Genomic DNA, 26607 nt, shown 5'->3' with positions numbered 1-26607 from the left:
GGGGGTCCCGCCGGACGCGCCGGACTCGCCGCGAAACTTCCCGACCCGGATTTTGCATGATCATGCATCATCGCGCATACTCATCCCATGTCAAAGGTTCTCACCTCCCTGCCCACCGGCGAGCGCGTCGGTATCGCCTTCTCCGGAGGGCTCGACACCTCCGTCGCCGTCGCCTGGATGCGCGACAAGGGTGCCGTCCCCTGCACCTACACCGCCGACATCGGCCAGTACGACGAGCCCGACATCGCGTCGGTGCCCACGCGTGCCACGGCGTACGGCGCCGAGATCGCGCGCCTGGTCGACTGCCGTGCGGCGCTCGTGGAGGAGGGCCTGGCCGCTCTCGCCTGCGGCGCGTTCCACATCCGCTCGGGCGGCCGCGCCTACTTCAACACCACGCCGCTCGGCCGCGCCGTCACCGGCACGCTGCTGGTGCGCGCGATGCTGGAGGACGACGTCCAGATCTGGGGCGACGGGTCGACCTTCAAGGGCAATGACATCGAGCGGTTCTACCGCTACGGCCTGCTCGCCAACCCGCACCTGCGCATCTACAAGCCGTGGCTCGACGCGGACTTCGTGACCGAGCTCGGCGGCCGCAAGGAAATGTCGGAGTGGCTGCTCGCCCACGAGCTGCCCTACCGCGACAGCACCGAGAAGGCCTACTCCACCGACGCCAACATCTGGGGCGCCACGCACGAGGCGAAGACCCTGGAGCACCTCGACACCGGTGTGGAGACCGTCGACCCGATCATGGGCGTCCGGTTCTGGGACCCCTCGGTCGAGATCGCCACCGAGGACGTGACCATCGGCTTCGAGCAGGGCCGCCCGGTCACGATCAACGGCAAGGAGTTCGCCTCCGCCGTCGACCTGGTCATGGAGGCCAACGCCATCGGCGGCCGCCACGGCCTGGGCATGTCGGACCAGATCGAGAACCGGATCATCGAGGCCAAGAGCCGCGGGATCTACGAGGCTCCGGGCCTGGCCCTGCTGCACGCCGCGTACGAGCGCCTCGTCAACGCGATCCACAACGAGGACACGGTCGCCCAGTACCACAACGAGGGCCGCCGCCTCGGCCGCCTCATGTACGAAGGCCGCTGGCTGGACCCGCAGGCGCTGATGATCCGCGAATCCCTGCAGCGCTGGGTCGGTACGGCGATCACCGGTGAGGTGACGCTGCGCCTGCGCCGCGGCGAGGACTACTCGATCATGAACACCACGGGCCCGGCGTTCAGCTACCACCCGGACAAGCTCTCCATGGAGCGCACCGAGGACTCGGCGTTCGGCCCGGTGGACCGCATCGGCCAGCTCACGATGCGCAACCTCGACATCGCCGACTCCCGCGCGAAGCTGGAGCAGTACGCCGGCCTCGGCATCGTCGGGAGCACGCACCCCGCGCTGATCGGCGCCGTCGAGGCGCCCGGCTCCGGCCTGATCGGCGCCATGCCCGAGGGCGGCGCCGAGGCGATCGCCTCGCGCGGCGAGGTCTCCGGCGACGACGAGCTGCTGGACCGCGCCGCGATGGAGTTCGGCACCGACTAGTCGCCGCCGAGTGCCGGCCGCCGGTTGCCGGCCGCAGGACGTGATGCGCCGCCCGTGGTCCCGCTGGGGACCGCGGGCGGCGTTCTGCTGCGTCACGGGGCCGTGGTCATCCGGGGGGCGACCGCGCCGCCGCGGACCCGGCGCACCTCGCCCCGCGAGTCGAGGAGCCGCAGGTCGCGGTGGATGGTCATCGCGCTGACGTCCAGTTCGCGGACGAGCCGCTCCAGGGAGACGTAGCCCTCCCGGCACGCCGTCTCCACGATGTGGTGGCGCCGGGAAGCGGCGGTCAGCTTGCCCGTCGCCAGACTGATCCGGCGCACCTGGTCGCTCACGGCCGCCTCCCGGACGCGTCCGCGCGCTCGGCCGCCGCCCCATCGCCGGTCGCGGCCTCGGTCTCCGCCTCCTCCGTGATCTCCTCCTCGGGCTCGCGGCCCGGGGTCGGCAGGTCGAACTTCGTGATCACGAAGCGGAAGACCACGTAGTAGACCGCCGCGAAGCAGAGGCCGATCGGGATGATCAGCCAGGGCCTGGTGGCGTGCGACCAGTTCAGCGTGTAGTCGAAGAGGCCCGCGGAGAAGGTGAAGCCCGCCTTCACACCCAGGGCCATGGTCACGAACATCGACAGGCCGGTCAGCAGCGCGTGGATCCCGTAGAGGACCGGTGCGATGAACATGAACGAGAACTCCAGCGGCTCGCTCACGCCGGTGATCATCGCGGTGAGGCCGATCGAGACCATCATTCCGGTGACGGCCTTGCGGCGTTCCGGCCGCGCGCAGTGGGCGATGGCGAGCCCGGCGGCGGGCAGGGCGAACATCATGATCGGGAAGAAACCGGTCATCCACATCCCGGCCGAGGGATCGCCGGCGAGGAAGCGGGCGATGTCCCCGTGCACCTCCTGGCCCTGGGGGCCGGTGAAGGAGCCGAACTGGAACCAGCCGTAGGTGTTCAGCAGCATGTGCATGCCGATCGGGACCAGCATCCGGTTGATGAAGCCGAAGATGCCGGAGCCGACCGCGCCGTGGGAGGACAACCAGGCGGCGAAGGCGTTCAGGCCGTTGCCGACCGGCGCCCACAGCAGACCGAAGGCGACCGCCATCGCGAGGCCGGCGAACGCCATGAGGACCGGGACCAGGCGGCGTCCGCTGAAGAAGCCGAGCCAGTCGGGGAGCCGGGTGCGGTGGTACCGCTGCCACAGCACGGCGGTGATCAGTCCGATGACGATGCCGCCGAGGACGCCCGGATCGGTCGGCTTGTCGGTGACCTGGTCCGGGAACGCCTCCAGGACCTTGCCGAAGACCAGGTGGCCGGCGAGGGCGGCGAACGCGGTCGAGCCGTCCGCCTCCTTCGCGTACCCGATGGCCACGCCCACGCAGAACAGCAGGGGGAGCGCACCCAGCAGCGCGTTGCCGGCGAGGCCGAAGACCTCGGCCGCCTTGGTCCAGCCCAGGCCGTCCGAGCCGAACACGTCCGGCTGGCCCAGGCGGACCATGATCCCGGCGGCCGGCAGCGCCGCGAGCGGGAGTTGCAGGCTCCGGCCGATCTCCTGCATGCCCTTGACGATCCCGAAGCCCCGTCGGCTGCTCATTCCGTGTGCTTCTTCCTGTTTTTCATGGACCAGATATAGACCAAAACTAGACCACCCTGGAGGACGGGAACCCGGCCGAAGGTCCCGTCATCCCAGGCCCGTAGCCCGAACCGGCCCGGATGGGGCTCGTCCTTCTGGTCCATTCCTGGTACGGAGACGGGCGCGCCGGTGAATACTGGAGCGGTGAATCAGCCTCTCGACCTGCGGCCCGTCCTCCGGGACGGATCGCGGCCCGTCCACGTACAGGCGCGCGACGCGATCGCCGAAGCCCTCGCCGCCGGCGCCCTCGCCCCCGGCATGCGCCTCCCCTCCGAGCGCCACCTCTGCGAGCGCCTCGGCGTCAGCCGGGTCACGCTCCGCAAAGCACTGCACGCGCTCCAGGAGGAGGGGAAGGTCGGTTCGGCGCAGCGGGCGGGCTGGCACGTCGCGGCCGGCGCCGGCTCCGGAGCGCTCCCCGCCTTCGACCACACCTCCGAGCTCATCGGCGGGCTCAAGGAGTACGGCCGCCGGCTCGGTTTCACGCCGACCGCGCGGGTGTTCGCCGCCGGGCTGCGCCCGGCGGACTTCGAGGAGGCGGACACCCTCCAGGTGCTGCCCGGGGCGCTGATCTTCGAGCTGGACCGGGTGCGGCTCTTCGACGACGTGGTGATGTGCCACTCCGTCACGCTCGTCCCGGCCGAGCGCGCCCCGGGCATCGGCGAGCCCGACTACACCACGGCCTCGCTGTACACGGAGCTCACCGCACGAGGCATCGTCCCCACCCGCGCGAGCTACACCGTCCACTCCTCCCTCGTCCCCCCGGACGAGGCCCCCCTGCTGGACCTGCCCGAGGGGGCGCCCGTACTGCACATCGAACAGCTCACCTACGACCAGCACGGCCGCCCCTGCGAATGCAACCGCATCGTCTACCGCGCCGACCGCTACCGCTTCCACACCACCCTGACGGCCGGACCCGGGCGGGAGTGAGTCGGCGCGCTCGGCAAGGGATCGCGACGGCTGCCTGGCAGGATCGCGGGTATGGAACGTGTGCTGGGAATCGGTGGATATTTCGTGCGGGCCGCAGATCCGGCGGCCCTGGCCGCGTGGTACCGGGACTGCCTGGGGCTGGACTCGGACGAGCACGGGCTGTGGCGCCAGGCTGCCGGGCCGACCGTGTTCGCGCCGTTCGAGTCCGGGACCGACTACTTCGGTTCCCCCGCCCAGCAGACCATGCTGAACTTCCGGGTCCGCGACCTGGACGCGATGCTCGCGCAGTTGCGCGCCAAGGGGGCGGACGTGGCGCAGGAGACCCAGGACATGGACGGCGTCGGCCGGTTCGGCTGGGTCACCGATCCCGAGGGCAACCGGATCGAACTGTGGCAGCCCGCCTGACCACGGCCCTCAGGCGCCGGCGCTGACGGCCGGTTCGCGTGCCGGAGCCGGAGCCGGAGCCGGAGTCGGAGCCGGGGCCGGAGCCGGGGCCGGGGCCGGAGAGGGGGAGGGAGCCGGAGTCGCCGACGGCTGCGCGGCGTACACCGCCTCCGCCGGGAGGTGGCGCTCCAGTCGGGTCAGCGCGAACGCGGCGCCCAGCGCGGCGACGGTCAGGAAGGCCCAGGGCAGGCGGCCGTCGAGCGCGAGCAGTCCGGTGAAGAGCGACGGGGCCAGGGCCGTGGCCAGGGAGTACGACAGCTGGTAGGTGGCGAGGTAGCGGCCGCGCACGGACTCGGGCGCGGCCGACACCGACAGGGCGCCGCCCGAGGGGCTGTGGACCAGTTCGCCGACCGTGTAGACCACCACGATCACCAGCAGGGCGACCAGCGTCGCGGTCTGCCCCGGCCGGACCGTGCCGAGCACGATCTGCCCCACGAAGGCCGCGGCGAAGAGCAGCGCCCCGAGGGCGGCGGAGCGGGTGCGCCGGGCTCCGGAGCGCCGTACCCGGCCGGCGATCAGGACGCCGACCCCGGCGCAGAGGGCGGTGTTGACGGTGAACGCCGCACCGGTGAGGGAGTCGGGGCCGTCCAGCCAGGTGGTGATGTAGAGCGGGAAGAGGACGGACAGGGCCGAATACCCGAGCGCGGTGAGGAAGTTGGCGGCGGTCAGGCCCAGGAAGGGCTGGTCGGCGAGCACCATCCGGTAGCCGGCGGGCGGGCGCTTGGCGGAGAGGGGTGCGCCGCCCGCGCCGGCCGCGCCGGGTACGTGGTCCCGTACCGGCCGCACGCGGCTGACGAGGAGTCCGGCGAGGGCGAACGCCACCGCGTTGCCCCAGGCGGTGTAGGTGAACCCCTCCGTGCCCCACAGGGCCAGGACCCCGGAGACGATCAGGGCGCCGGCCCCCATGCCCGCGTTCTGCAGGGCCCGGATGGAGGCCTGGAGCCGGTCACGGGCGCCGCCGCGGGCCACTTCGCCGATGAGCGACTGCTGCACGATGGGGAAGGAGCGGTCGGCGAGGGCCGTGATCAGCGCGACGGCGGCGAAGGCGGGGAGGGACCCGGCGAACGGGTAGAGGGCGAAGCCGAGGGCCCGTACCGCGTAGAGCAGCAGGTTGACCTTCCTGGCCCCGAACCGGTCGACGGCCGAGCCCGCGAGCGGCATGACCGCGAGCCCGGCCAGACCGGTCGCCGTCAGCACGATGCCGACCAGGGCGAAGGAGAGGCCGGTGACGTGGTGGAAGAAGACGAGCGAGAAGGGGATGTACATCCCGATCCCGATCGCGCTGATGCCCACCCCGAGCAGCAGCGACCGTTCGCCCGTCACCCGTTCTTCGCGCATGCCCTTGGTCACGTCGATCTCCCCCCGATTAGATTGCTAGGAAGTAGCTTAGTGCTAAGCGGCTTTGCGTCAAGGGGTTTCTCTGCGGGGTGCTGTGCGCGTTACGCGAATGAAGGAGGCCCGCCCGTCGGCCTTGTCGGCCTCGCCGGCCTCGTCGTCCGAGGCGCCGAACGGTGAAGCGGGGGAGGGGCGGTGGGGTTCAGCCCTCGCGGCCGTCGACGCCGGGATCCTCCGTGCCGCCGAGAGTCCATGCCTCGATGTCGCGGTAGTGGATCGGCCCCGGGCCGCGGCCGATGTTGCTGCCGACCAGGTGCAGACGCTCCGTCCGCCAGCGCCGTCCGGTGAACCCGGCGAGCCCGGCGGCGGCCTCCACCGCGGAGGACGCATCGTTGCGGCGGGCGCGGGCCAGCGTCAGGTGGGGTCGCAGCGGCCTGTCTTCGAAGGGGATGCCGCACTCCTTGACCACGGCGCGGACATCGGCGGCGAGCCGGTGCAGCCCGTCGAGGTCCCCGTCGATCCCGCTCCAGAGCACCCGCTCGCCGAAGTGACCGCCCCCGCGCAGGGCCAGGCGTACGGGACCGCGCACCGCCGCGAGCTCAGCTAGCGGCGGCCGCAGGAGCGGGACGGCCCCGACCGGCAGTTCGCCGAGGAACGCCAGGGTGATGTGCCAGTCCTCGATGCGGTTCCACCGCATGTGCGGGTACGCGGCGTACGCGGGACCCAGCTCACGCGCGAGTTCGTCCTTCGCGTCGTCGGGCGGGGCGAGGGCGATGAACACGCGAACGGTCGCGGGCCCGGGCTGTTCGTCACCGTCGTTCACGTCGTTCACGTCGTCCGTGTCGTTCACGTCGTCCACAGGGATCGTGGTCAGGCGTAGTGCGCCGTGTCGTGCACGTCGCCGAACCTGGGGAAGATCCGCTCCACGGTGAAATCGTGCTCGTCCGCGGCGAAACCCGACATGGCGTCGGCCACGAACTCCAGCTCGTAGCCGAGGTCGCTCGCGGCCCGCGCCGTGGACTCGACCCCCATCGTGGTGACCAGACCGGCGAGCACCAGCGTGTCCACACCCAGATCGCGCAACTGCTCGTCCAGGCCCGTCTCGTGGAAGGCTCCGACGGTGTGCTTGACGATCCGGACGTCGCCCGGCTGCACCAGCCCGTCGGCGAAACCGCTGCCCGGCGGCTGCTCGGCGACCCCCGGACGGTCCACTCGTACGAGCACCACCGGGCGCCCGTTCGCCCTGAAGGCCTCGGCCAGCCGGAGGCAGCGGCCCAGTACTTCTTCACCGGAGTGAGGGGCGACCGGCATGTCGATGATGCGGGGCATCAGGTCGATGAGGATCAGTGCGGAGGTCACGGGAGCGATCATAGGACAGGGCGGCCGCACCGCCGCGGGGTCCCGGCGGGAGGCGACGACGGCGGCGGCCTTAGGGCGTGCTCGTGAAGGAGCAGGGCGGAACTCCCCTGCGCCGCACGATCTGCTCGCGCAGGACCGCGGCGCTGCTCAGGTGCGGGTTCCGTAGCCAGGCGTGCGGGGGCGGGCGTGCCCGTAGCGGCGGTGAACCGGCGGGCCAGTTCCGTGACGGGGAGCGGTTCGTGGAGGTGCTCGCGGGCCCAGGCGAGCAGGGAGCCGCCCGCCCCCGTACGCGGACCTCGGAGACGATCCCGGCTGCGGGTGCCCGCCGCGGCGGACCTGATCGTCACCGGCCACGGCGGCCCGTTCACCGCCGCGGGCACGGTGCCGGTCTAGGTCGCGGGTCCGGACCCGCGACCGGACCGCCCGGCCCGATCCGGGGCGCGCTGCCCCTTGCCGGTACGGGTTCACCGCTGGGGCGTGTCCGCGAAGTCCCGCCTCCCGGATCGCGTCGATGGCTGCGCTTTTGCGTCAACTCTCCTCCGCTTCGGGTGAGTTGTTGACGGGCTGACCTATCTTCCATGGGTCATGCCGGTTCGCCCCAGGAGGTCAGATTGCAGTCCAGGCGCTTCCCCGCCCCACCCCGCTTGCTCCGCCGGTCACGTCTGCTCATCGCATTCGGCCTCGGCGCGCTGCTGATCGGCTTCACGCCGTGGTTCGGGGTCGCGAGCCAGGCCGCGGCCGGCCGAGGCCCCGATCCCCGGTCGGCCTCCGCGCCGTCACCCGCGCCCTTCGGCGATCAGGCGGCGAAGCAGTCGCCGCACCACGGCATCGCACCGGCGAACGCCATGGAGCCGGCGGCTCCCGTCCTCGACCGGACCGGGTGGACGGCGGTGGCGAGCGACGAGGAGACGGTGCGGGAGAACGGCCGCGCCTCGCAGGTCCTCGACGGTGACACCGCCACCCTCTGGCACAGCAGGTGGTCGGCGACCGCGGCCCCGCTGCCGCACAGCATCACCATCGACATGCACCGCACGGCCGTCGTCTCGGCGCTCGTCTACACCCCCCGGACCAACGGGGTCAACGGGCGCGTGGGCGAGTACGCCCTGAGCCTCAGCGCGGACGGGGTCAGCTGGCCGGCGCCGGTCGCCGGCGGCACCCTCGCGGACGACGGCAGCGCCAAAACACTCGGCTTCGCCCCGCAGGGAGCCCGGTTCGTACGGCTGACGGCGCTCACCGAGGCCGGCGCCCGCGGCCCGTGGACCTCCGCCGCCGAGATCAACCTGCTCGGCGACCCCGGCACCCCGGAAGCCACCGTGGACCTGGCCCGGACCGGGTGGACGGCGGTGGCGAGCGACGAGGAGACGGTCCGCGAGGACGGCCGCGCCTCTCAGGTCCTCGACGGTGACACCGCCACCCTCTGGCACAGCAGGTGGTCGGCGACCGCGGCCCCGCTGCCGCACAGCATCACCATCGACATGCACCGCACGGCCGCGGCCTCGGCGCTCGTCTACCACCCCCGCACCAACGGCGCCAACGGCCGGGCGGGCGCCTACACCGTCACCACCAGCACCGACGGAACCGCCTTCGGCGCACCGGTGGCCGCGGGCACCTGGCGCGACGACGACAACGTCAAGACCGCCACCTTCACCCGTACCGAGAACGCCCGGTTCGTACGGCTGACGGTGACCACCGAGGCCGGCGCCCGCGGACCGTGGACATCGGCCGCCGAGATCCGCCTGAGCGGTCCGGCCAGCCCCGCCGCCCACGGTTCCTGGGGCCGGATCACCGGCTTCCCGCTGGTTCCCGTGGCCACCGCCGTCCTGCCGGGGGACAAGCTGCTGGCCTGGTCCGCGTACGCCGTGGACCGCTTCGGCGGCAGCAACGGCTACACCCAGACCGCGATCCTCGACCTGAAGACGGGCAAGGTCACCCAGCGCCGCATCGACAACACCGGGCACGACATGTTCTGCCCCGGGATAGCCATGCTGGCCGACGGCCGCGTCCTCGTCACCGGGGGCAGCAACGCGGAGAAGGCCAGCATCTACGACCCCGCCACCGACGCCTGGTCGGCCACGGCCAGCATGAACATCCCGCGCGGCTACCAGGCCATGACGCTGCTCTCCACCGGAGAGGCCTTCGTCCTCGGCGGATCCTGGAGCGGTCCCGCGGGCGACAAGGCCGCCGAGGTCTGGTCCCCGGCCACCGGAACCTGGCGCGGACTCCCCGCAGTCCCCGCCCTCCAGGCCTCCACGGCCGACCCGGCCGGCCCCTATCGCGCCGATAACCACATGTGGCTGCACGCCACTTCGGGCGGCAAGGTGCTGCAACTGGGCCCGAGCAAGCAGATGAACTGGATCTCGACCACCGGTACGGGCAGCATCACCCCGGCCGGCACCCGGTCCGACAGCGGCGACGCCATGACGGGCAACGCCGTCGCCTACGACATAGGCAAACTGCTCACCCTCGGCGGCTCGCCCGCCTACCAGAACACCCCCGCCACGCGCCGCGCCTACACCGTGAACATCGCGGGCACCCAGGTCGAGACCGCCCGGACCGGCGACATGGCCTACGCCAGGGCCTTCGCCAACAGCGTGGTCCTGCCCGACGGCAAGGTCATCGTCTTCGGCGGACAGAGCTACCCGGTCCCCTTCAGCGACGCGACCTCGGTCATGACCCCCGAACTGTGGGACCCCGCGACCGGTGTCTTCACCCCGCTCGCCACCATGGCCGTGCCGCGCAACTACCACAGCACGGCCAACCTGCTGCCGGACGGACGCGTCTTCTCCGGCGGCGGAGGCCTGTGCGGCGACTGCGCCACCAACCACGCCGACGGGGCCGTCTTCACGCCGCCGTACCTGCTCAACCCGGACGGATCGCCGAAGCCGCGCCCCGAGATCACCGGGGGCGCCCCCGCCAGGACGGCGCCCGGCACCACCCTGACGCTCTCCACCTCCACGTCCACACCGGCGGCATCCTTCGTCCTGATGCGGGCGGCAGCCGCGACCCACTCCACGGACAACGACCAGCGCCGGATCCCCCTCGTCTCCAAGGCCACGGGAACCGGCACCCACACGGTGTCCATACCCGCCGACCCCGGCGTGGTCCTGCCGGGCACCTACCTGCTCTTCGCCCTCGACGCCCAGGGAGTACCGAGCACGGCCCGCTTCCTCACCATCTCCTGACCCGCGGCCCGGCCTCAGCCCCCCGGCGCGCGCCCCTCTTCCCGGAGGGTGCGCTCGCGCCGGGGGAGCAGGAGCGGGGTGGCCATGGCCAGGAGACCGGCGGCCAGGAGGGCGGGGCGGGGGCCCGTGAAGGCGGCCAGCAGCCCCCACAGGGCGGTCAGTACGGCGATGGACAGCTTGCTGGTGACCGACCACGCGGCCAGGACGCGGGCCACCCGGTCCGGCGGGGTCCGGCTGAGCCGGCGGGTGGCGAACACCGGGTTGAACACGCCCATGCAGGTGATCAGCCCGAACTCGACGGCCATGACGAGCACCAGCCCGCCGGTCCCGGAGTGGACGAGGGCCAGCCAGGGCAGCCAGCACGCCCGCAGCACACCGGCGGTGATCATGACCCGGTGCTGCCCGAACCGCTCGACGAGCCGCGGGGCCAGCCGCGAGCCGAGCAGGCCGCCGGCGCAGGGCAGGGCGAAGGCGAGGCCGTACTGCCAGGGCGCGAAGCCGAGCGGGCCGAGCATGAGGACGGCGAGCAGGGGTGCGGTTGCCATGATCAGGCCGCTGACCAGGATCGTGTTGGCCAGGAGGGGACGCAGCTCGGAGTCGGCCAGGATGAACCGCCAGCCTTCGAACAGGTCGCGGAAGCGCGGCCGGGCCGGAGGTCCCTGGTCCGGGCCCGGTGCGGCGGGGCGCGGCTCCTCGCCGCCGATCGCACGGATCCCCGCCGCCGAGAGCAGGTAGCTCACCGCATTGCCCACCACCGTCATCACCGGCCCGAACGCGGCGATCGCGACACCGCCGAGCGGGGGGCCGAGCATGGTGGCGGTCCAGGTGGTGGATTCGAAGCGGCCGTTCGCGACGATCAGGTCCTCCGGCCGGACGAGGGCCTTCAGGCAGGCGCCGCCGGCCGCCGTGAAGGCGATGTCCGCCGCACCGACGAGGACCGCGACGACGAGGAGCTGGGTGAGGCCGAGCATCCCGAGGGCGTAGGCCGCCGGCACGCTCATCAGCGCCGCGAACCGGATCAGGTCCATCGCGATCATCACCGGCCGCTTGCGGCGGAACTCCACCCAGGGGCCGAGTGGCAGTGCCACCACCGCGGCGACCGCCGGCCCCGCGGCGGCCAGTGCGGACACCTGGGCCGGACCGGCGTGCAGTGCGAGGATCGCGATCAGGGCGAAGGAGTCGAACGCGAGCCAGGTGCCGAGCGTGCTGACCGCGTACGCCGTCCAGAGCCACCGGAACTGCCGGCCCAGCGACCGCCTGGTCCCCGTGATGCGCTTGATCCGCTTCATCGGCGTGATCGGCGTGATCGGCATGATCGGCGCAGCCCTCGCTCTCTCGCGCACACGGTTCCACGGACAAGCGCACGAACCTACGCGTGTCGACCGGAGCAATCAAAGCGAGCGGCCCACCACCGGGTCAAACCGCCCCCCGGGGGCACCGCGCCGCAGCGCCGAACGCGGCCCGGCACCGGCCCGGCACCGGCCGGGCACCGGTCCGGCCCGGCACCCGCGAGGTGCGGGGCCGGGCCGGAACGTCGTGCGGTCGGCTCAGGGAGCGAGCAGGTAGGCGTTCGTGATCGTCTCCCGTACGGTGTTGCCGGCCTTGTCCCGCAGATCCACCTGGAAGGACACGGCCTTGGCCGTCGCCGGGTGCTGCACGGTCACCGAACGAGCCCCCTGCGCGTCCGTCGCCACCGGGAGGAGCTGCCAGGTCTTGCCGCCGTCGAAGGAGGCCCGGACCGTCAGCGCGGCGACCTGCCCCTGCGCGGCGGCCGGCCCGCCGATCCGCAGCGGCACCTTCAGCGCGCCGCCCGCGGGCGCCGTTCCGGCCAGGCTCAGGTTCGGCGAGAGCCGCACCGAGGACAGCGGCAGCTTCACCTGCTGGTCGGTTGCCGGACGCGCCGAGGTGAACGTCCAGCTCGCCCGGACCTTCGTGCTGGTGGCGGTGTCCTTGGCGGACCGGGTCGCCTCCTTCGTCAGCCGGTACACGGCGGAGCCGGCCGGGACGTCGGCGCTGATCCAGCCGGTGGACGGGGTCTCGACGATGACGCGCCCGCCGGACTCCAGCCGGGTGAAGCCCCCGGTGGTGAAGGAGTAGCCCGCGTGACCACTGCCGTCGTTGAACAGTCCGACGTTGGCGTCCAGGTAGTCGCCGTTGCGCCAGCCGCCCTGTTCGTCACCGGCATCCAGGTCGGGGCCGACCACGCCGGTGTTGAAGTTCAGCGCGTAGCGCTTGCCCGGCTTGTAGGACGCCCGGTCGTGCGTGTAGAGGATGCGCGTCTCGCCCGCGGAGTCCAGCTGCGAGGCCGTCCAGGACCAGCGCACCCCCTCCGTGGTGACGTACTGGGTGCTCGCCAGCGGCAGGCTCTGCACCGGCGGGTCCATCACCCCGGCGGTGTACCCGTGGTCGTCCGTCGCCATCGCGGTCACCTGGGCCTTCGCCCCGGTGACCGAGGCGCCGAAACCGAGCTTGACCTCGGCGACGTCGGCCCGGGTGAGCTTGCGCTCGAGCCCGTTGAACCACGTGCCCGTCCGGTTGAAGACCAGCCGGTAGTCGACGTTCCTGCCCGCCGCCCCCGGGGTCTTCCAGAGACCGTTGTACTGAGCCCGCAGCGTGGACGAGGCCGGGCCCAGGTGCTGGGTGAGGATCTTCGTCGTCCCGTCGGTGGCCCACATGTCGGACACCATCGCGGCATCGTCGGAGAACCCGGCGTACCCGCTCACCAGCTTCGCGCCGGGATCCGGCGGGATGACGGCGAACGGCTTGGCCTTGCGGGAGTCGAAGGTGATCGTGGCCTTCCCGGCGACCTTCAGCACCGGCTGGACGAAGAAGCCCAGGGTGGCGTCCGGGCCCCAGACGACGGCCTCCAGCAGGTAGTCGCCCTTGGGAAGCCGCTGGACGACCGTGCCGCTCGGGTCGTAGGGAACCTCGCGGCGGGCGTCCGGGCCCGCGCCGAGCGGGGTGACCGTGGTGTAGTACGTCGCCGGGTTCGCGCCCTTGACGTCCAGGTGCTTCAGGGTGATGTCGTAGGACTCCACCTCGCGCTCGACCACGAGACCGGTGCGCACCTCCTGCCCGCCCCCGGAGGCAAGCACGGTTCCGCCGAAGACGCCGTCGACGGAGCCCTTGCGGGGGTCGGCGGTGACGGTGGTCGTCGCGCTGCCCCCGGCGGGGACGGTCAGCTGGGGGTCCTTGACGGTGAACATCCCGGCCGGTGCCGGCCGGCCGGTCGGGCCGGTGCCGGCCGTGCTCAGCTTCAGCGTGACCGGCTTGGTGCTGTGGTTGCGGTAGGTGAGGGGCTTGGACACCGGCTGGTCGTCGGCGTGCGGCCACAGGTGCGTACCGAAGGCGAGGGAACCGGGATCGGCCCTGACGACGGCCTTTACGGCCCGGGCCAGGTCGACCCGGCCCGCGCCCTGCTGGTAGGCGTTGAGCTTCGGGTTGGGCGTGGCCGAGGCGGTCAGCAGGGCCTTGATACTGGCCGGGCTCCAGCCCGGGTGCTGCTGCTTGACCAGGGCCGCGGCGCCCGCGACGTGCGGGGTGGCCATCGAGGTGCCCGACATGCTGGTGTAGCCCTCGTCGGGCGCGGGGTTGGGGCCCTGCGTGGTCAAGGCGGCGGTGATGTCGACGCCCGGGGCGGTGATGTCCGGCTTGGTCAGTCCGTCGGCGGTCGGACCGCGGCTGGAGAACTCCGCGAGCTGGTCCTGCTTGTCCACCGCGCCGACGGTGAGCGCCGCCGCGGCGCTGCCGGGCGAGCGCAGCGTGGCGGCCTTGTCGCCCTCGTTCCCGGCGGCCACCACGAAGAGCGCCTTGCCGGAGAGCCGGGCGACCGCTTCCTCCATGGGGTCGACACCGGGGGTGTCCGGATAGCCCAGGCTCATGTTGACGACCGTCGCGCCCTGGTCCACGGCCCACTGCATGCCGCTGATGATCTCGGAGTCGGAGCCGAACCCGTCGTCGCCCAGGACCTTGCCGTCCAGGAGCTGCGCATCGGGTGCCACGCCCTTGTAGAGGCCGCCCGACCGCGCGCCCGACCCGCCGATCGTGGAGGCCACGTGCGTACCGTGCCCGTACCGGTCCTTGGAGTCGGGCGAACTGCTGAAGTTCTTCTGCAGGACTTCGACGCCCTTGAGGTCCGGGTGGGTCTCGTCGACCCCCGTGTCCAGGACCGCGACCTTGACGCCCTTGCCGGTGAAGCCCGCGTTCCACATGGCGGGCGCGCCTATCTGCGGCACGCTCTTGTCCAGGGTGGCGCTCACCTTGCCGTCCAGCCACAGGTGCGCGACCGGCGGTTCGGGCGCGGAGCCCAGCGTGCGGGCGTCCTTCCGGCCGGTGACCGCCGTCCAGAGGGCCGCGGCGTCGGCCTTCGGCGCGTTGAACGCCTCGCCCGCCACCGCAGGCAGTTCGCGGCGGTCGCGGGCCACCGCCGCCAGCGTGTCGCCGGAGGCCCCGAAGGTCCTGGCCCCCGAGGCGTCGCGGCGGTAGCCGGCGATCAGGGGCAGCGTGGTGCGGTGCGCGTCGTCGTACCCGTCCCTGACCAGCCCGGCGACGTCGAACAGCCGCCGGTCGAGCACCCCGTCGGCGACCAGGCGCAAGGCGTCCTGCGGAACGACGTACGTGCGCGCGCCCTCGCGGCGCACCGAGAAGGAGGTCCCCTCGCGGCCCGCGCCGCGCAGCAGCTGTTCGACGCTGCCGTCGCCCTTGACGACGACCCGGTCGCCGGTGATCAGGGTCACCGTCGCCGGCGGCTTCGTCTCCTTCTTCGCCCGGTCCGCGACCGGACCCCCCGTGCCGTCCTGTGCGGCGGTGCCCGCGGCCAGCGCCGGTGTGATGCCGGCCGCCGCCGTGCCCGTGAGCAGAGTCCCCGTCACCGCTGCGGCGAGCGCTGCCGTTCTGGCCTTCCTGGTAAATCCCACCCGTGTTCCCCCGAGTCCGTGTGCATGCCCATGCATGTGGTGTGGGGTATCACGCCGTTCGGACCCGTTCGGTTCTCCGCGGACGCGGGAAAAGGCCGAGTTCGGCCGCAACCACGTGCGCGGTGGCCGGTTCCTCCACATCGGCGAGGATGCCGGCGTACAGCAGCGGGTCCACCATCGCGGGCCGCCAGGACCGCGAGCTGCGTGAAGCGGCCCATCCGCCAGGCCTTGCGGCCGCGGAGCACCCCGGTCCAGGTGTCCTCGCGGTCGACCCCGGCCGGGGTGATGAGCCCCAGACCGGTGACGGACACGGCGCGGGGGCGCGGGGAGCCCGTCACAGGGCGTCCTGCTCGGTCCGCTTGGAGTGGAGCACGGGCACGAGCTCACCGAGGGCGAGCGTGTCCCGGTCGAGGTTCTCCGGGGTGGCGCCGGGAAGGACGCTCTCGGGGGCGAACTCGAACTTCCCTGTGAGCACGGTGGTGAGGACGGTCTGACCGGTCGATCAGGGCGACGGTTCGATACCGGGCACCGCACGGTCGAGCCGGGGCCAGAGCAGGGCGGCCGACCCCCAGGTGAGTCCGGCGCCGAAGGCGGTGAGCAACACGCGTTCCCCCGCGTGCAGTTCGCCGCGCGAGGCGGCGTCGGCCAGGGCGAGGGGGATGGACGCGGCGCCGGTGTTGCCGACCCGCTCGATGTTGCTCACCCGGCGCGGACCGGGGACGGGCAGGCGCTCCCCGACGGCCTTCACGATGCGGGCGTTGGCCTGGTGGGCGCAGAACCGGTCCACGTCCTTGGGCGACCAGCCCGCGTGCTTCAGTACGGTCTGCGAGGACTGGGTCATCCGGGTCACCGCGTGCTGGAACACCTCGCGCCCCTGCATGCGGAAGTGCCGGTCGGCGGGGCCGTAGCCGTCCGGGGCCGAGCGCTCCCGGGCTCCGCCGCCGCGCACCTCGATGAGCTCGTCGCCCGAGCCGTCGCTGCCCAGGTCGAAGGCGAGGATGCTCCCCGGTTCCCCGGAGCGGCCCCGGCGCAGTACGACGGCGCCCGCCCCGTCGCCGAAGACGATGCCGGCCGAGCGGTCCTCGGGGTCGAGGAGCGTGGAGTACAGGTCGGCCGCCACGAGGAGCACCCGGTCCGCGCAGCCGGACAGCAGGGCGCCGGCGGCGGTGGCGAGCCCGTACAGGAAGCCGCTGCAGGCGGCGTTCACGTCCCAGGCGGCGGCGCCGCCCAGGCCCAGACGGGTGGCCAGCTGCGGGGCCATGGCCGGCATGGGCCGGTCCGGCGTGGAGGTGGCCACGAGCACGGTGTCCACGGGAGCGCCGCCCGCCACGGCCAGCGCCCGGCGCCCGGCTTCGAGGGCGAGTTCGCCGGTGGAGACGCCGGGATCGGCCCGGCGCCGTTCACGGATCCCGGTGCGGCGGTGCACCCAGGCGTCGTCGATGCCCCATGCCGAGGGGAGTCCGGAGTTGGCGACCACCCGGGGCGGAACGTAACCGGCGATCCCCTCCAGTACCGCCGCGGGCGGGGCGGAAGGGGTGGCCCAGAGTGTCGACTGGTCTTCTGGGCAAGGCAGGAGGGGAGTCACGCACGTCTCTCAGGGGATCGCGGGGGAGCGGCACGACTGTAGGGCGCGTCAAGACAACGGCGGGTGCGGAGAGGACGGGGAACGCGTGTGCCGGAGGCCGGGTACGGCGTCATCGCCGCAGCTCAGCGGCATGAAGGAAGAAACGCTACGGCCGCTGCGCCATCGGGGTGTCGCCTCAAAGGCTGAATCGGACGCGGCTGCTGAACGTGTTGCACGCGCACCGCTCCCGGGGGCGCTCCGCGGCACGTGGCACGGGGAGGGCCCGGGAGCGGCCGGGGCGTGAAGGGGAGCAGACCCGGGCGTGGATCCGGGGTGCGGGGTGGTGCGGGGCGGTTGTCAGTCGATCTGGAGCTCGCCCATCGGGCTCCAGCCGGTCGCGCCCTCGATGGTCGTGCTGACGATCTCCGGCGTCCGGGTGACCAGCGGGCGCATGGTCTCCAGGGCCTTGCGGAAGTGCGCCGAGGTGACGTGCGCTTCCGCGGCGCCGTCCTGGAAGGCCTCGACGAGCATGTAGGTGTCCGGCTCCTCCAGGCTGCGGGACCACTCGAACCACAGGTTGCCCGGCTCGGCACGGGTGGCCTGCGTGAACTCCGCGACCAGCTCGGGCCACTGCTCGACGTACTCGGACTTGACGGGGAATTTGACCACAATGAAGATCATTCGAGCATTGTAGGTGCGCGCCCGCGCGCCCGGCCCGATCGGCAAGACACCCCCTACGGCGCCGCCGCCGGCGCCGGATGTGCGGCGGCCGTGAGGGTCGCCGCTAGGTCTTCCTTGCGCATCCGCTGGTCGACGTAGAGCAGGGCGAGGACCAGCTGCGGGTAGCTGAACTGGAACAGCGAGCTGATGACGATGCCGAGCAGCATGGTCACCCCGTAGATCAGGAACCCGAAGACCAACTGGCTCGGCTCCGCCGCGGCACCGTCCGGTCCCGGCAGGACCGGGAAGAGGCCGAACATGCCGACGAAGCCGAACGGCATCTGGATGGCGTACGCCGCGGCCGATGCCACGACGTACCCGAGCAGCGAGATGCCGAACACCCTCCACCAGCCTTCGCGCACCAGGTGCGCAGAGCGACGCAGGGCCCCGACGGGGCCGAGCCCCTCGCACACCGCCGCGGCGGGCGCCAGGCTGAACCTGGCCATGATCCAGACGGAGAAGGGGACGCACAGCAGCGAGCCCAGGAGGAGCACTCCGAAGGCGGCCGGCGGGCCGGAGCCGTCCAGGTCCGTGTTCATGATGATCAGCGGGATGCAGATCGCGTACAGCACGAGCGCGGGTGCGCCCGCGATCAGCGAGACGAGCAGGACGGTGCCGAGCACCGACGGCAGCCGGGAGCAGCTGCGGCGCCACATCGAGCCGAAGGTCGCGGGACGCCCGAGCACCGCCTCCTGGATCACCGCGGGGCACAGGGCGCTGGACATCCCGGCGGCCACCGTCATCACGAGGAGCAGGACCACGCCCGCCGGTACGAAGGACAGGAAGAGGGCCGCCACGTCCGAGCCCTCTGGGCTTTCTCCCGGGGCGAGGTCGAAGACGGCGCCGAACCGGTCGTAGGCGACGACGACAGTGAGGGCCAAGGCCGCGGTCACGAGCAGGATCGCTATCCCCTGCACCGCGGCCATGACGCCGATCAGGGGCTTCCAGTAGCGCCGGAACGTCCCGAAGGCCCCGCCCAGCACCTCGCCCGTGGCGAGCGGGCGCAGCGGTATGACGCCCGGCTGTGGTGCGGGAGGCGGCATCCAGCCACCTCCCCACTGCGGCGGCACGGGCTGACCCGGGTGGTTTTCCCACCCACTGTGATGCGACATCGGTGTTCCCCCTCGAATGAAGGGATACGGTAACCCGCTCGCGAAATCCCTGGTCGAGGACCCCGGTCGTCAGGAGGCGTCCCCGTCCAGGGGGACCACGAGTCCGATGCCCTCGGCCGCCACGGCGATGGCGTAGTCGAAGAAGGCGGCCTCGTCCCGGACGCTGTCGTGGGTGCGGCTGAAGACCTGGAACACGAGAAGTCCGATCAGGCTGCTCCACAGCACGATCCCGCGCTCGATGACGTCCGGGAACGGCTCCGGGGGCAAGCCGCCGAAGGCCTCCACGGCAGCCGGCAGCAGCAGCGGCGGCCCGGGCACCGCTCGCCGGGGCGGGGTGAGTTCGCCGCCCGCCAAGGCCGCGCCCACGATGCGGGCGAGGACGCCGGGCGTGCGCGAGGCGGGCAGGACGGTGTCCTGCGGGGCGTGGTAACCGGGTACGGGCGATCCGTAGATCAGCGTGAACTCGGCGGGGTGGTCGAAGGACCACTGCCGCAGCGCGCGCGTGACCGCGAGCAGCCGCGCACCCGCCGTGGCGCCGACCCCGGCGGCGGCCTCGTCGGCCTGTTCCATGGCGGCGCCGGACGCGTCGTAGGCATCGACGACCAGCGCGGTCAGCAGCTCGTCCCGGTCCGGGAAGAGGGCCCGCACTTCGGTGACGGTACGACCGCAGTCCTGCGCCACCGAGTCCAGGGACAGCCCGCCGCCGCCCAGTTTCACCAGCTGCACCCGCGCGGTGTCCTTGATCAGCTCCGACAGGATCGCGTCGCCGTATGTCGAATTCGTTGCGTAATCGTCCATGCCGAAACCGTACCCGTCAGCGACAACTGCCTTGCGTGCGGCCCTCGTAGGGGTTCGGGCCGAGTACCGGGACCGAGACCCCGGCCGGCCGGGGCGCCCGAGAGCGCTGATGTCGTCGTACGTCACCGCGACCCGGGTGCGTGAAGATCGCAGGAGAGAGCGCGCGAACGCCTCCGCCATGACACGCAGATGGGCAACACCGCAGACGGAGGTCTCCATGGCAGCCACGGATCCGGACAAGGGCGCGGGCACGAGCAGGGGCAGGGGCAGAGACAAGGGCACGGGCGCGGGCGCGGATACGGACCGCCCCGGCAGGATCGAGGCCCACGGCATCGACCACGTCCCCGACGGGGAACGCCACGGCCGGGCCCGCGAGCTGTTCGCCGTCTGGGCGGCGGCGAACGTGAACTACCTGAGCATGGTGGTCGGCGGCGCCCTCGTCCTCATGGGCCTGAGCCTGTGGCAGGCCGTCGCGGTCATCGTGGCGGGCAGCCTGTTCTGGGCGCCGATCGGCCTGCTCGCCGTCTCGGGGCCGGCCTCGGGGACGCCGAGCGAGGTGGTCGCGCGGGCGATGTACGGCATCCGCGGCAACCGGGTGAACATCGCCGTCAACGGCTGGCTGCTCTGCATCTGTTACATCGCCCTCAACCTCGCCGCCGCCGCGGTCGCCGCCTTCGTCCTCGTCGAGAAGGCGGGCATCGAGACGACCAGCGGAGTCAAGGTCGCCGTCGTGGTGGTCATCGCGGCCGTCACCCTGGCCATCGGCGTCTACGGACACGCCACCATGGTCACGCTCTACCCTCCGATCGCGATCGCCCTCACGGTCACGTTCGCCTTCGTCGCCGCTTACGTGTGCACCCGCGCCGACCTCGGCCACCAGCCCGGAGAACCCCTGACCGGCATTGCCCTGTGGGCCGCCCTCGCGGCGGGCGTCACCCTCATCGCGTCCGGCCCGCTCTCATACGCCAACAGCGCGGACTTCTCCCGCTACCTGCCGCGCACGACCTCTCCGTGGGCCGTCGCGGGCTGGACGGCGCTCGGCGGATTCCTGCCCGGAGTCCTCCTCAGCACCCTGGGCGCCCTCGCCGCGACCGTCGTGGACATGACCGAACCGCAGGCCGGACTGGAAGGCATCCTGCCCTCCTGGTTCTCGCCCGTGTTCCTGTCGGCGATCGTGCTCGGCACGATCGCCAACAACGCCATGACCGCCTACAGCTCCGGCCTCGCCCTCCAGGCCGCCGGCGTCCGCGTCGGCCGCTCCCTCGGGGTCCTGGTCGACGGAGCGCTCGGGGTCGGCGTGACCCTCTACGCCCTCCTCGTCTCCAACTTCCTCGACACGGTCGGCAACCTCCTCCAGCTGACCGTCGTCGTGCTGGGCCCCGGTACCGCCGTCTACGCGACCGACATCCTGCTCCGCCGCTGCCGCTACGACGGCCCCGCCCTCACCGACGAGACCCCGGGCAGCCCCTTCTGGTACACCGGGGGCGTCAACCGGTCCGGCGCGCTGGCCCTGACGGCGGGCATCGCGGCCTCCGCCCTCTGCGTGGACACCCTCTACACGGGCCCCGTCGCCCGGGCCCTGGGCGGTGTGGACCTCTCCCTGCCCGCCGGGATCATCGTGTCCGCGGCCCTCTACGGGCTGCTGATGCGCCGCTCCCTACGGGGCCCGGCCGCCGTGCCGCCGGCCTGACCCCGGGCGCCCGGACGCCCGGCGCCGGCGGACGTGCACCCGCTACGACGGAGCGTGCAGCTCACCGGAGCGCGCCACGCGGGCGTACCAGCGGGCACTCGATTTGGGCGTGCGCTCCAGCGTCTCGTAGTCCACGTGGACCGCACCGAACCGCTTGGCGTACCCGTACGACCACTCGAAGTTGTCGAGCAGCGACCACAGGAAGTACCCGCGCACGTCCACCCCCTCGCTGATCGCCCGGTGCACGGCGTCGAGGTGGGCGTGGATGTAGGCGGCGCGGAGCGGGTCGTGCACCGTGCCGTCCGGACCGACCTCGTCCTCGTACGCCGCCCCGTTCTCGCTGACCACCAGCGGCAGCCCGGGATACCGGGCGGCGGTCCGGGTCAGCAGCTCGTACAGGGCGCTCGCATCGACCGGCCAGCCCATCGCCGTACGTTCACCCGGCGCCCGGTGGAAGGCCACGCCCTCCGCGCCGGGCCACGGCGAGTGCGCACTGTCGCCGTGCCCGTCGTCCTGCGGCACCCCTTCGCCCTCCGCCGCCCGCGAGACGACCGTCGGGGTGTAGTAGTTCACGGCGAGCAGGTCCAGGGGCTGGTGCACCGCGGCGGTGTCCCCGTCCCGTACGAAGGACCAGTCGGTCAGGTGCGCGGTGTCGGCCAGCAGGTCCTGGGGGTAGGCACCCTCCAGCATCGGCCCGAGCCAGATCCGGTTGCCTACGGCGTCGATGCGCCGGGCCGCCTCCCGGTCCGCGGCCGAGGACGTCAGGGGACGTACCTCGTGGAGGTTGAGGGAGACCGCGACCTGGCCGTCCCCGGGCAGCGCCGCGCGCAGGGCCTGCACGGCGAGCCCGTGGCCGAGGTTGAGGTGATGGGCCGCGCGCAGGGCGGCGACCGGGTCGGTCCGGCCCGGGGCGTGCACACCGGAGGCGTACCCGAGGAACGCACTGCACCAGGGCTCGTTGAGGGTGATCCAGTGCTTCACCCGGTCCCCGAGGGCGTCGGCGACGAGCCCCGCGTACTCGGCGAAGCGCTCGGCGGTGGCGCGCTCCGGCCAGCCGCCCGCGTCCTCCAATTCCTGGGGGAGGTCCCAGTGGTAGAGGGTGAGGGCGGGCGTGACACCGGCGGAGAGCAGCTCGTCCACCAGCTTGCGGTAGAAGTCGAGCCCCTTCTGCACGGCCGGGCCCCGGCCCGTCGGCTGGACGCGCGACCAGGACACGGAGAACCGGTAGGCACCCAGGCCGAGTTCGGACATCAGCCGGACGTCCTCGGGGAAGCGGTGGTAGTGGTCCACCGCCACGTCACCGGTATGGCCTTCGAAGACCTTGCCCGGGGTGTGCGAGAAGGTGTCCCAGATGGACGGGGTCCGGCCGTCCTCCCGGGCGGCGCCCTCGATCTGGTACGCGGCGGTGGCCGTGCCCCACAGGAAGCCGGACGGGAAAGAGCGGACGGCGGTGAGCGGCCGGGTCTCGGACGCGGTCATAGGAGGGCGCTCCCAACGTAGTGTGGATGGAGGGGTGCGGACAGCGGGGCAGGGCGGGGCAGGGTACGGGGCGGTCAGTTCTTGACGGCCCCGGCGGTGATGCCGCCCACGATGTGCTTGCCGAGCACGGCGAAGACCAGCAGCAGCGGCAGTGTGGAGATGAGCGCGCCGGTCAGTACGACGGCCTGGTCCACGGTGTGGGCGCCCGCGCCGAGGCCGGCCAGGGCGACCTGGAGGGTCGGATTCCCGTCCGGGGTCAGCGCGATGAACGGCCAGAAGAAATCGTTCCAGGCCTGGACGAAGACGAGCATCCCGAGGACCGCCATCGCGGGCCGGGCCACCGGGAACACCACGTGCCAGATGATGCGCAGACTGTGCGCCCCGTCCATCCTCGCCGCCTCCACCAGCTCCACCGGCAGGGCCTCGATGAGGTACTGGCGCATGAAGAACACCCCGAAGGCGGCGACCAGCGAGGGCAGCACGACCGACTGGAGCTGATCGACCCAGCCGAGGTCCGTGATGATCTGGTAGAGCGGGATCACGCTGAGCTGCGGCGGGATCGTCATGGTCGCCACCACCAGCGCCAGGAGGGCGCCCCGGCCCTTGAAGGGCAGCTTGGCGAAGGCGAAGCCGGCCAGGGTGGAGAACAGCACGGTGGACAGGGCCACGAGCCCGGCCACGACGGTCGTGTTGACCAGCGCCTCGCCCATGTCGACCTGGTTCCAGGCGAAGGCGAGGTTGTCGAAGAGCCGGGGGCCGGGCAGCAGCGGAGCCGGGGCCTCGACCACGCGCTCGCCGGTGTGCGAGGCCGCGACGAGGTTCCAGTACAGCGGGAAGAGGGAGACCAGGGCGGCGAAACCGAGGAGGACGTACGTCAGCGGTCCCGCGTGGTGCTGACGTCCCGCCGACTGCCGGAACGGGCCGCGGCGCCGCGCCGGCGCGGGGGCCGCGGCCCCGGGCGGGCGCCCGGGGCCGCCCGGGGGCACGGGCGCGGAGGCCGAGGCCGAGGTGGAGGCGGGCGTATCGAGCGTGCGGGCCATGAGCTCAGCTCCCCGGCTTCTTGTTCTTGCGCTGGTGGTGCGTGCGGGTGATCAGGGCCTGGAGGCCGCCGATGAGCAGAAGGAGCAGCAGCATGACCCACGCGATGGCGGAAGCCTGGCCCAGCGCGCCGGTCACCCAGCCCTTCTCGTACATGAGCAGGCTCAGCGTCTGGAACTGGTTCCCGCTGCCCCCGCTGATGCCGACGCTGCCCCCGTAGAGCATCGGCTCCCCGAAGAGCTGGGTGGCACCGATGGTGGAGACGATGACCGTGAAGAGGATCGTCGGCCGGATGGAGGGGATGGTGACGCTGAGGAACTGCCGCAGGCGCGAAGCCCCGTCCAGCGCGGCGGCCTCGTAGAGGTCCTGCGGTACGGCCTGCATCGCCGCCAGGTAGATGAGTGCGTTGTAGCCCGTCCAGCGCCAGGTCACGATCGCCGAGATCGCGATCTGCGCGGGCCACTTGGAGGACTCCCAGGCGACCGGTTCGAAGCCGGCCCAGCCCAGAGCGGTGTTGATCAGCCCGTAGTCGGTGTTGAACAGCTGGGCGAAGACGAGCGTCGCCGCGGCGATCGAGGTGGCGTACGGGGCGAGGACCGCGACGCGGAAGAAACCCCGGCCGCGGAGCCGGTAGTTGAGCAGGTGCGCGAGGCCGAGGGCCATCAGCAGCTGGGGGACGGTGGAGATCACGCCGATGGTGAAGGTGTTGCCCAGCGCGTTCCAGAAGAACTCGCTGGTCGCCAGGGAGCTGTAGTTCTCCAGCCCCTTCCACTGCGCGCTGCCGCCGAGTTCGACCCGGTGGAGCGAGAGCCAGCCCGTGTAGATCAGGGGGAAGAGCCCGAAGGCCGCGAAGGTGAGGAAGAAGGGGGCGACGAAGACGTAGGGGACCGCCTTCAGGTCCAGGCGGTAGAGCGTGCTGCGCAGGCTGGTGGGCGGCGGGGAGCCGCCACTGGTCGCCCGTACGGAGGTGGCCACGGGGGCGTCCTTCCGGGTCGGTGCGTACGGAGGTGCGTGCGGGGTGGTGCGTACGGGGTGGTGCGTACGGGGTGGTGACGCGTACGCGCGGTGCGGACGGCGGTGGCCCGCCGCCCGTGGGCGGCGACGGGCCGCGCGCGCTCCCCGCTACTTCTCGATCTTGTCGTCGACCAGCTTCTTGACGTTCTCCCAGGCCTTCACCGGATCGGTGCCGCGCTGCTCGATGTCGAGGATGCCGTTGTCGGTGAGAAAGGTCTTCACCTGGCCGTCCCAGCGGCTGATCGGGGCGGGCGTGATGCCGGCCGCGGCCTCCGAGTAGATCTTGCCGACCGGGGTGTCACCGAAGTACGGCAGCTTGGCGTCCTGCACGGTCGCGGAGGTGAGCGTGTCCTTGGTGGAGGGAATGTTGCCGTTCACGGCGAAGACCTTCGCGTGCTGCGCGGGTGCGGTGAGCCACGCGGCGAGCTCGGCGGCCTCCTTGGTGTGCTTGCCGGACTTCGGCACGGCGAGGAACGAACCGCCCCAGTTGCCGGCCACGGGCGGCGCGGCGATGTCCCACCTGCCCTGGTTCTCCGGGCCCGCCTGGTCCTTGATGATGCCCGTCATCCAGCTGGGGCAGGCGACGGTGGCGAACTTCGCGTTCTTGAAGGCGGCGTTCCAGGTGCCCTTCTCGTCGAACTGGCGCAGCTTGGCGGTCAGTTCGCCCTTCGCCGCCGCCACGGCGGTGTCCCACGCCTTCTTCACTCCGGGGCTGTTCTCGTAGTCCAGCTCGCCCTTGGTGTTTGCGTACTGCACGGGCTGGCTGGAGATCACCGCGTTGAACAGGCCGCTGGCGGAGTCGTGGAAGGCGGTCCCGGCAGGGGCGTTCTTCTTGTACGTCTCACCGGTCCGGAGGAACTTGTCCCAGTCGCCCGCCCACAGCTTGGCGACCTCGGTGCGGTCGGTCGGGAGCTTGGCCTGGGCGAAGAGGTCCTTGTTGTAGCAGATGGCCATCGGGCCGATGTCCGTGCCGAGGCCGATGACCTTGCCGTCGGCCGTGGTGGCCTGCTTGACCTTCCAGTCGAGGAACGCGCCGAGGTCGGCGCCGCCCGTCTTGCCGAGGTCGGTCCACTTGTCCGCCATGGCGGAACCGGTCGCCTCCGCGATGTAGCCCACTTCCAGGGCCTGGATGTCCGCGAGGCCGCTGTCGCGGGAGAGGCGCAGCTTGAGCGTGTCCCAGTACTTCTGGCCGTCGGCGACGTTCGACTCTTCGATCTTGATGTTCGGGTGGGCCTTCTCGTACTCGGCGTAGAGCTTGGCCCCGGTGGCGTCGTCGTAGCCGAACGAGCCGAAGGTTCCGATCCGCAGCGTGATCTGCCCGCCGCCGGCCGCACCGTCGGCCTTGCCCTTGCTGCTGCCGTCGCCGTCGCTGCCGCAGCCGGTGAGCAGGGCCGTGCCGGTCGCCACGACGGCGATCGCGGTGACCGCGTTGATCGCGGTGCGGCGTCCGCGTCCGTGTCTGCTGCTGCTGGAAGTGCGCATTCCACTCTCCTCGTCCAAGGTGGTGCTCGTTGTGCGCCAGGGGGTCCGGCGGGCTGTTCGCGGCTCGGCGAGGGTCCGGCCCGGACCTGATGTGAAGGTCGTTCTCGCATCCAGGAGTGGGAGCGCTCCCACGTCGTTGCCGGAAGGTTGCTGCTTGGCGGGTGCGGGTGTCAAGACATGAACGCGAATTCGTGACGGGAGGGCGTCCGGTGCGTCGGGGGCCCCGCTTCGCGATGCGGCCTCGTCGGGTTGTGAACGCGGACGTGGCGGCACGGCGGGATCATGAGTAGTGTGGGAGCGCTCCCATTTGGACCTTCCGTGCGCCGGGGCGGCGTAACGTGTTCCGCGTGAGACGGGGGGCGGGATCCGCTTCTTACCTGATCAGCC

21 protein-coding genes and 1 pseudogene are annotated in these 26607 nt (G+C 72.1%); 5 read left to right on the top strand and 17 right to left on the bottom strand.

Annotation, left to right across the window (positions count from 1 at the left end; all coding sequences use genetic code 11):
- Positions 1-87: 87 nt before the first annotated feature.
- Positions 88-1536: an argininosuccinate synthase gene (gene argG, locus ACIA8F_RS29230; RefSeq protein ID WP_399383206.1), complete on the top strand. Its 1449-nt coding sequence runs from the start codon at positions 88-90 to the stop codon at positions 1534-1536.
- Positions 1537-1628: 92 nt separating this feature from the next.
- On the opposite strand, the gene ACIA8F_RS29225 is transcribed toward argG, so the two are convergent.
- Positions 1629-1868, bottom strand: coding sequence for a DeoR family transcriptional regulator (locus ACIA8F_RS29225; protein ID WP_399383204.1), 240 nt, complete (start codon positions 1866-1868; stop codon positions 1629-1631).
- Positions 1865-3121, bottom strand: coding sequence for a PTS transporter subunit EIIC (locus tag ACIA8F_RS29220; RefSeq protein ID WP_399383202.1), 1257 nt, complete (start codon positions 3119-3121; stop codon positions 1865-1867). The genes ACIA8F_RS29225 and ACIA8F_RS29220 overlap by 4 nt, the downstream gene beginning before the upstream one ends.
- A 183-nt stretch (positions 3122-3304) precedes the next feature.
- Between ACIA8F_RS29220 and ACIA8F_RS29215 the strand changes: the two genes are divergently transcribed.
- Positions 3305-4087, top strand: a complete 783-nt coding sequence (locus ACIA8F_RS29215) for a GntR family transcriptional regulator (RefSeq protein ID WP_399383201.1) — start codon at positions 3305-3307, stop codon at positions 4085-4087.
- Positions 4088-4138: 51 nt separating this feature from the next.
- On the top strand, positions 4139-4492 hold the full coding sequence (locus ACIA8F_RS29210; RefSeq protein ID WP_399383199.1) for a VOC family protein: 354 nt from the start codon (positions 4139-4141) through the stop codon (positions 4490-4492).
- A 9-nt stretch (positions 4493-4501) separates the two neighbouring features.
- Here ACIA8F_RS29210 and ACIA8F_RS29205 read toward each other — a convergent pair whose 3' ends face one another.
- The 4 genes and pseudogenes from ACIA8F_RS29205 to ACIA8F_RS29190 all read right to left on the bottom strand — a co-directional run.
- Positions 4502-5881 carry an MFS transporter gene (locus tag ACIA8F_RS29205; RefSeq protein WP_399383197.1) on the bottom strand — a complete coding sequence of 460 codons (1380 nt, stop codon included), beginning with the start codon at positions 5879-5881 and terminating at the stop codon, positions 4502-4504.
- A 187-nt stretch (positions 5882-6068) separates the two neighbouring features.
- Entirely contained in the window at positions 6069-6716 is a 648-nt protein-coding gene (gene thpR, locus ACIA8F_RS29200; protein WP_399383195.1) for an RNA 2',3'-cyclic phosphodiesterase, read from the bottom strand.
- Positions 6717-6736: 20 nt separating this feature from the next.
- A complete protein-coding gene (locus tag ACIA8F_RS29195) occupies positions 6737-7225 on the bottom strand; it encodes an isochorismatase family protein (RefSeq protein ID WP_399383193.1) in 489 nt (162 codons plus the stop codon).
- 70 nt (positions 7226-7295) lie between these two features.
- Positions 7296-7494, bottom strand: a pseudogene (locus tag ACIA8F_RS29190) (AraC family transcriptional regulator); the annotation flags it as partial.
- A gap of 342 nt (positions 7495-7836) precedes the next feature.
- Between ACIA8F_RS29190 and ACIA8F_RS29185 the strand changes: the two are divergent.
- A complete protein-coding gene (locus ACIA8F_RS29185) occupies positions 7837-10407 on the top strand; it encodes a discoidin domain-containing protein (protein WP_399383191.1) in 2571 nt (856 codons plus the stop codon).
- A gap of 14 nt (positions 10408-10421) precedes the next feature.
- Here ACIA8F_RS29185 and ACIA8F_RS29180 read toward each other — a convergent pair whose 3' ends face one another.
- The 7 genes from ACIA8F_RS29180 to ACIA8F_RS29150 form a co-directional block, all read right to left on the bottom strand.
- A complete protein-coding gene (locus ACIA8F_RS29180; RefSeq protein ID WP_399383189.1) occupies positions 10422-11720 on the bottom strand; it encodes an MFS transporter in 1299 nt (432 codons plus the stop codon).
- A 234-nt stretch (positions 11721-11954) separates the two neighbouring features.
- Entirely contained in the window at positions 11955-15323 is a 3369-nt protein-coding gene (locus ACIA8F_RS29175) for a S8 family peptidase (protein ID WP_399383188.1), read from the bottom strand.
- 334 nt (positions 15324-15657) lie between these two features.
- Positions 15658-15798, bottom strand: coding sequence for a hypothetical protein (locus tag ACIA8F_RS29170; RefSeq protein ID WP_399383186.1), 141 nt, complete (start codon positions 15796-15798; stop codon positions 15658-15660).
- A 27-nt stretch (positions 15799-15825) separates the two neighbouring features.
- Positions 15826-16896, bottom strand: coding sequence for a beta-ketoacyl-ACP synthase 3 (locus ACIA8F_RS29165; RefSeq protein ID WP_399383270.1), 1071 nt, complete (start codon positions 16894-16896; stop codon positions 15826-15828).
- 348 nt (positions 16897-17244) lie between these two features.
- Entirely contained in the window at positions 17245-17568 is a 324-nt protein-coding gene (locus ACIA8F_RS29160) for a putative quinol monooxygenase (protein ID WP_399383184.1), read from the bottom strand.
- A 53-nt stretch (positions 17569-17621) separates the two neighbouring features.
- The gene (locus ACIA8F_RS29155; RefSeq protein ID WP_399383182.1) at positions 17622-18650 is read right to left on the bottom strand and encodes an oxidoreductase; all 1029 of its coding nucleotides are present in this window, start codon (positions 18648-18650) and stop codon (positions 17622-17624) included.
- 138 nt (positions 18651-18788) lie between these two features.
- Positions 18789-19517, bottom strand: coding sequence for a TetR/AcrR family transcriptional regulator (locus tag ACIA8F_RS29150; protein WP_399383180.1), 729 nt, complete (start codon positions 19515-19517; stop codon positions 18789-18791).
- A gap of 217 nt (positions 19518-19734) precedes the next feature.
- Between ACIA8F_RS29150 and ACIA8F_RS29145 the strand changes: the two genes are divergently transcribed.
- Positions 19735-21207, top strand: a complete 1473-nt coding sequence (locus ACIA8F_RS29145; RefSeq protein ID WP_399383178.1) for a purine-cytosine permease family protein — start codon at positions 19735-19737, stop codon at positions 21205-21207.
- Positions 21208-21249: 42 nt separating this feature from the next.
- On the opposite strand, the gene ACIA8F_RS29140 is transcribed toward ACIA8F_RS29145, so the two are convergent.
- The 4 genes from ACIA8F_RS29140 to ACIA8F_RS29125 form a co-directional block, all read right to left on the bottom strand.
- Positions 21250-22686 (bottom strand): GH1 family beta-glucosidase, encoded by a 1437-nt coding sequence (locus ACIA8F_RS29140; protein ID WP_399383176.1) that lies wholly within the window; start codon positions 22684-22686, stop codon positions 21250-21252.
- A gap of 74 nt (positions 22687-22760) precedes the next feature.
- On the bottom strand, positions 22761-23726 hold the full coding sequence (locus ACIA8F_RS29135) for a carbohydrate ABC transporter permease (RefSeq protein WP_399383174.1): 966 nt from the start codon (positions 23724-23726) through the stop codon (positions 22761-22763).
- Positions 23727-23730: 4 nt separating this feature from the next.
- On the bottom strand, positions 23731-24699 hold the full coding sequence (locus tag ACIA8F_RS29130; RefSeq protein WP_399383172.1) for a carbohydrate ABC transporter permease: 969 nt from the start codon (positions 24697-24699) through the stop codon (positions 23731-23733).
- Between the two features lie 147 nt (positions 24700-24846).
- A complete protein-coding gene (locus ACIA8F_RS29125; protein ID WP_399383170.1) occupies positions 24847-26220 on the bottom strand; it encodes an ABC transporter substrate-binding protein in 1374 nt (457 codons plus the stop codon).
- Positions 26221-26607 lie beyond the last annotated feature (387 nt).

It is taken from the genome of Streptomyces sp. NPDC051563, from assembly GCF_044454225.1.
In the GTDB taxonomy this organism is placed as follows: domain Bacteria; phylum Actinomycetota; class Actinomycetes; order Streptomycetales; family Streptomycetaceae; genus Streptomyces.
This window is presented reverse-complemented; position numbering and strand designations above follow the sequence as displayed.

Bases quoted from the DNA above. Each gene is read 5' to 3' on its own strand.
- argG (WP_399383206.1), top strand. From the start codon at position 88: ATGTCAAAGGTTCTCACCTCCCTGCCCACCGGCGAGCGCGTCGGTATC.
- ACIA8F_RS29220 (WP_399383202.1), bottom strand. From the start codon at position 3,121: ATGAGCAGCCGACGGGGCTTCGGGATCGTCAAGGGCATGCAGGAGATC.
- ACIA8F_RS29210 (WP_399383199.1), top strand. From the start codon at position 4,139: ATGGAACGTGTGCTGGGAATCGGTGGATATTTCGTGCGGGCCGCAGAT.
- ACIA8F_RS29180 (WP_399383189.1), bottom strand. From the start codon at position 11,720: ATGCCGATCACGCCGATCACGCCGATGAAGCGGATCAAGCGCATCACG.
- ACIA8F_RS29160 (WP_399383184.1), bottom strand. From the start codon at position 17,568: ATGATCTTCATTGTGGTCAAATTCCCCGTCAAGTCCGAGTACGTCGAG.
- ACIA8F_RS29155 (WP_399383182.1), bottom strand. From the start codon at position 18,650: ATGCCGCCTCCCGCACCACAGCCGGGCGTCATACCGCTGCGCCCGCTC.
- ACIA8F_RS29150 (WP_399383180.1), bottom strand. From the start codon at position 19,517: ATGGACGATTACGCAACGAATTCGACATACGGCGACGCGATCCTGTCG.
- ACIA8F_RS29145 (WP_399383178.1), top strand. From the start codon at position 19,735: ATGGCAGCCACGGATCCGGACAAGGGCGCGGGCACGAGCAGGGGCAGG.
- ACIA8F_RS29140 (WP_399383176.1), bottom strand. From the start codon at position 22,686: ATGACCGCGTCCGAGACCCGGCCGCTCACCGCCGTCCGCTCTTTCCCG.
- ACIA8F_RS29135 (WP_399383174.1), bottom strand. From the start codon at position 23,726: ATGGCCCGCACGCTCGATACGCCCGCCTCCACCTCGGCCTCGGCCTCC.
- ACIA8F_RS29125 (WP_399383170.1), bottom strand. From the start codon at position 26,220: ATGCGCACTTCCAGCAGCAGCAGACACGGACGCGGACGCCGCACCGCG.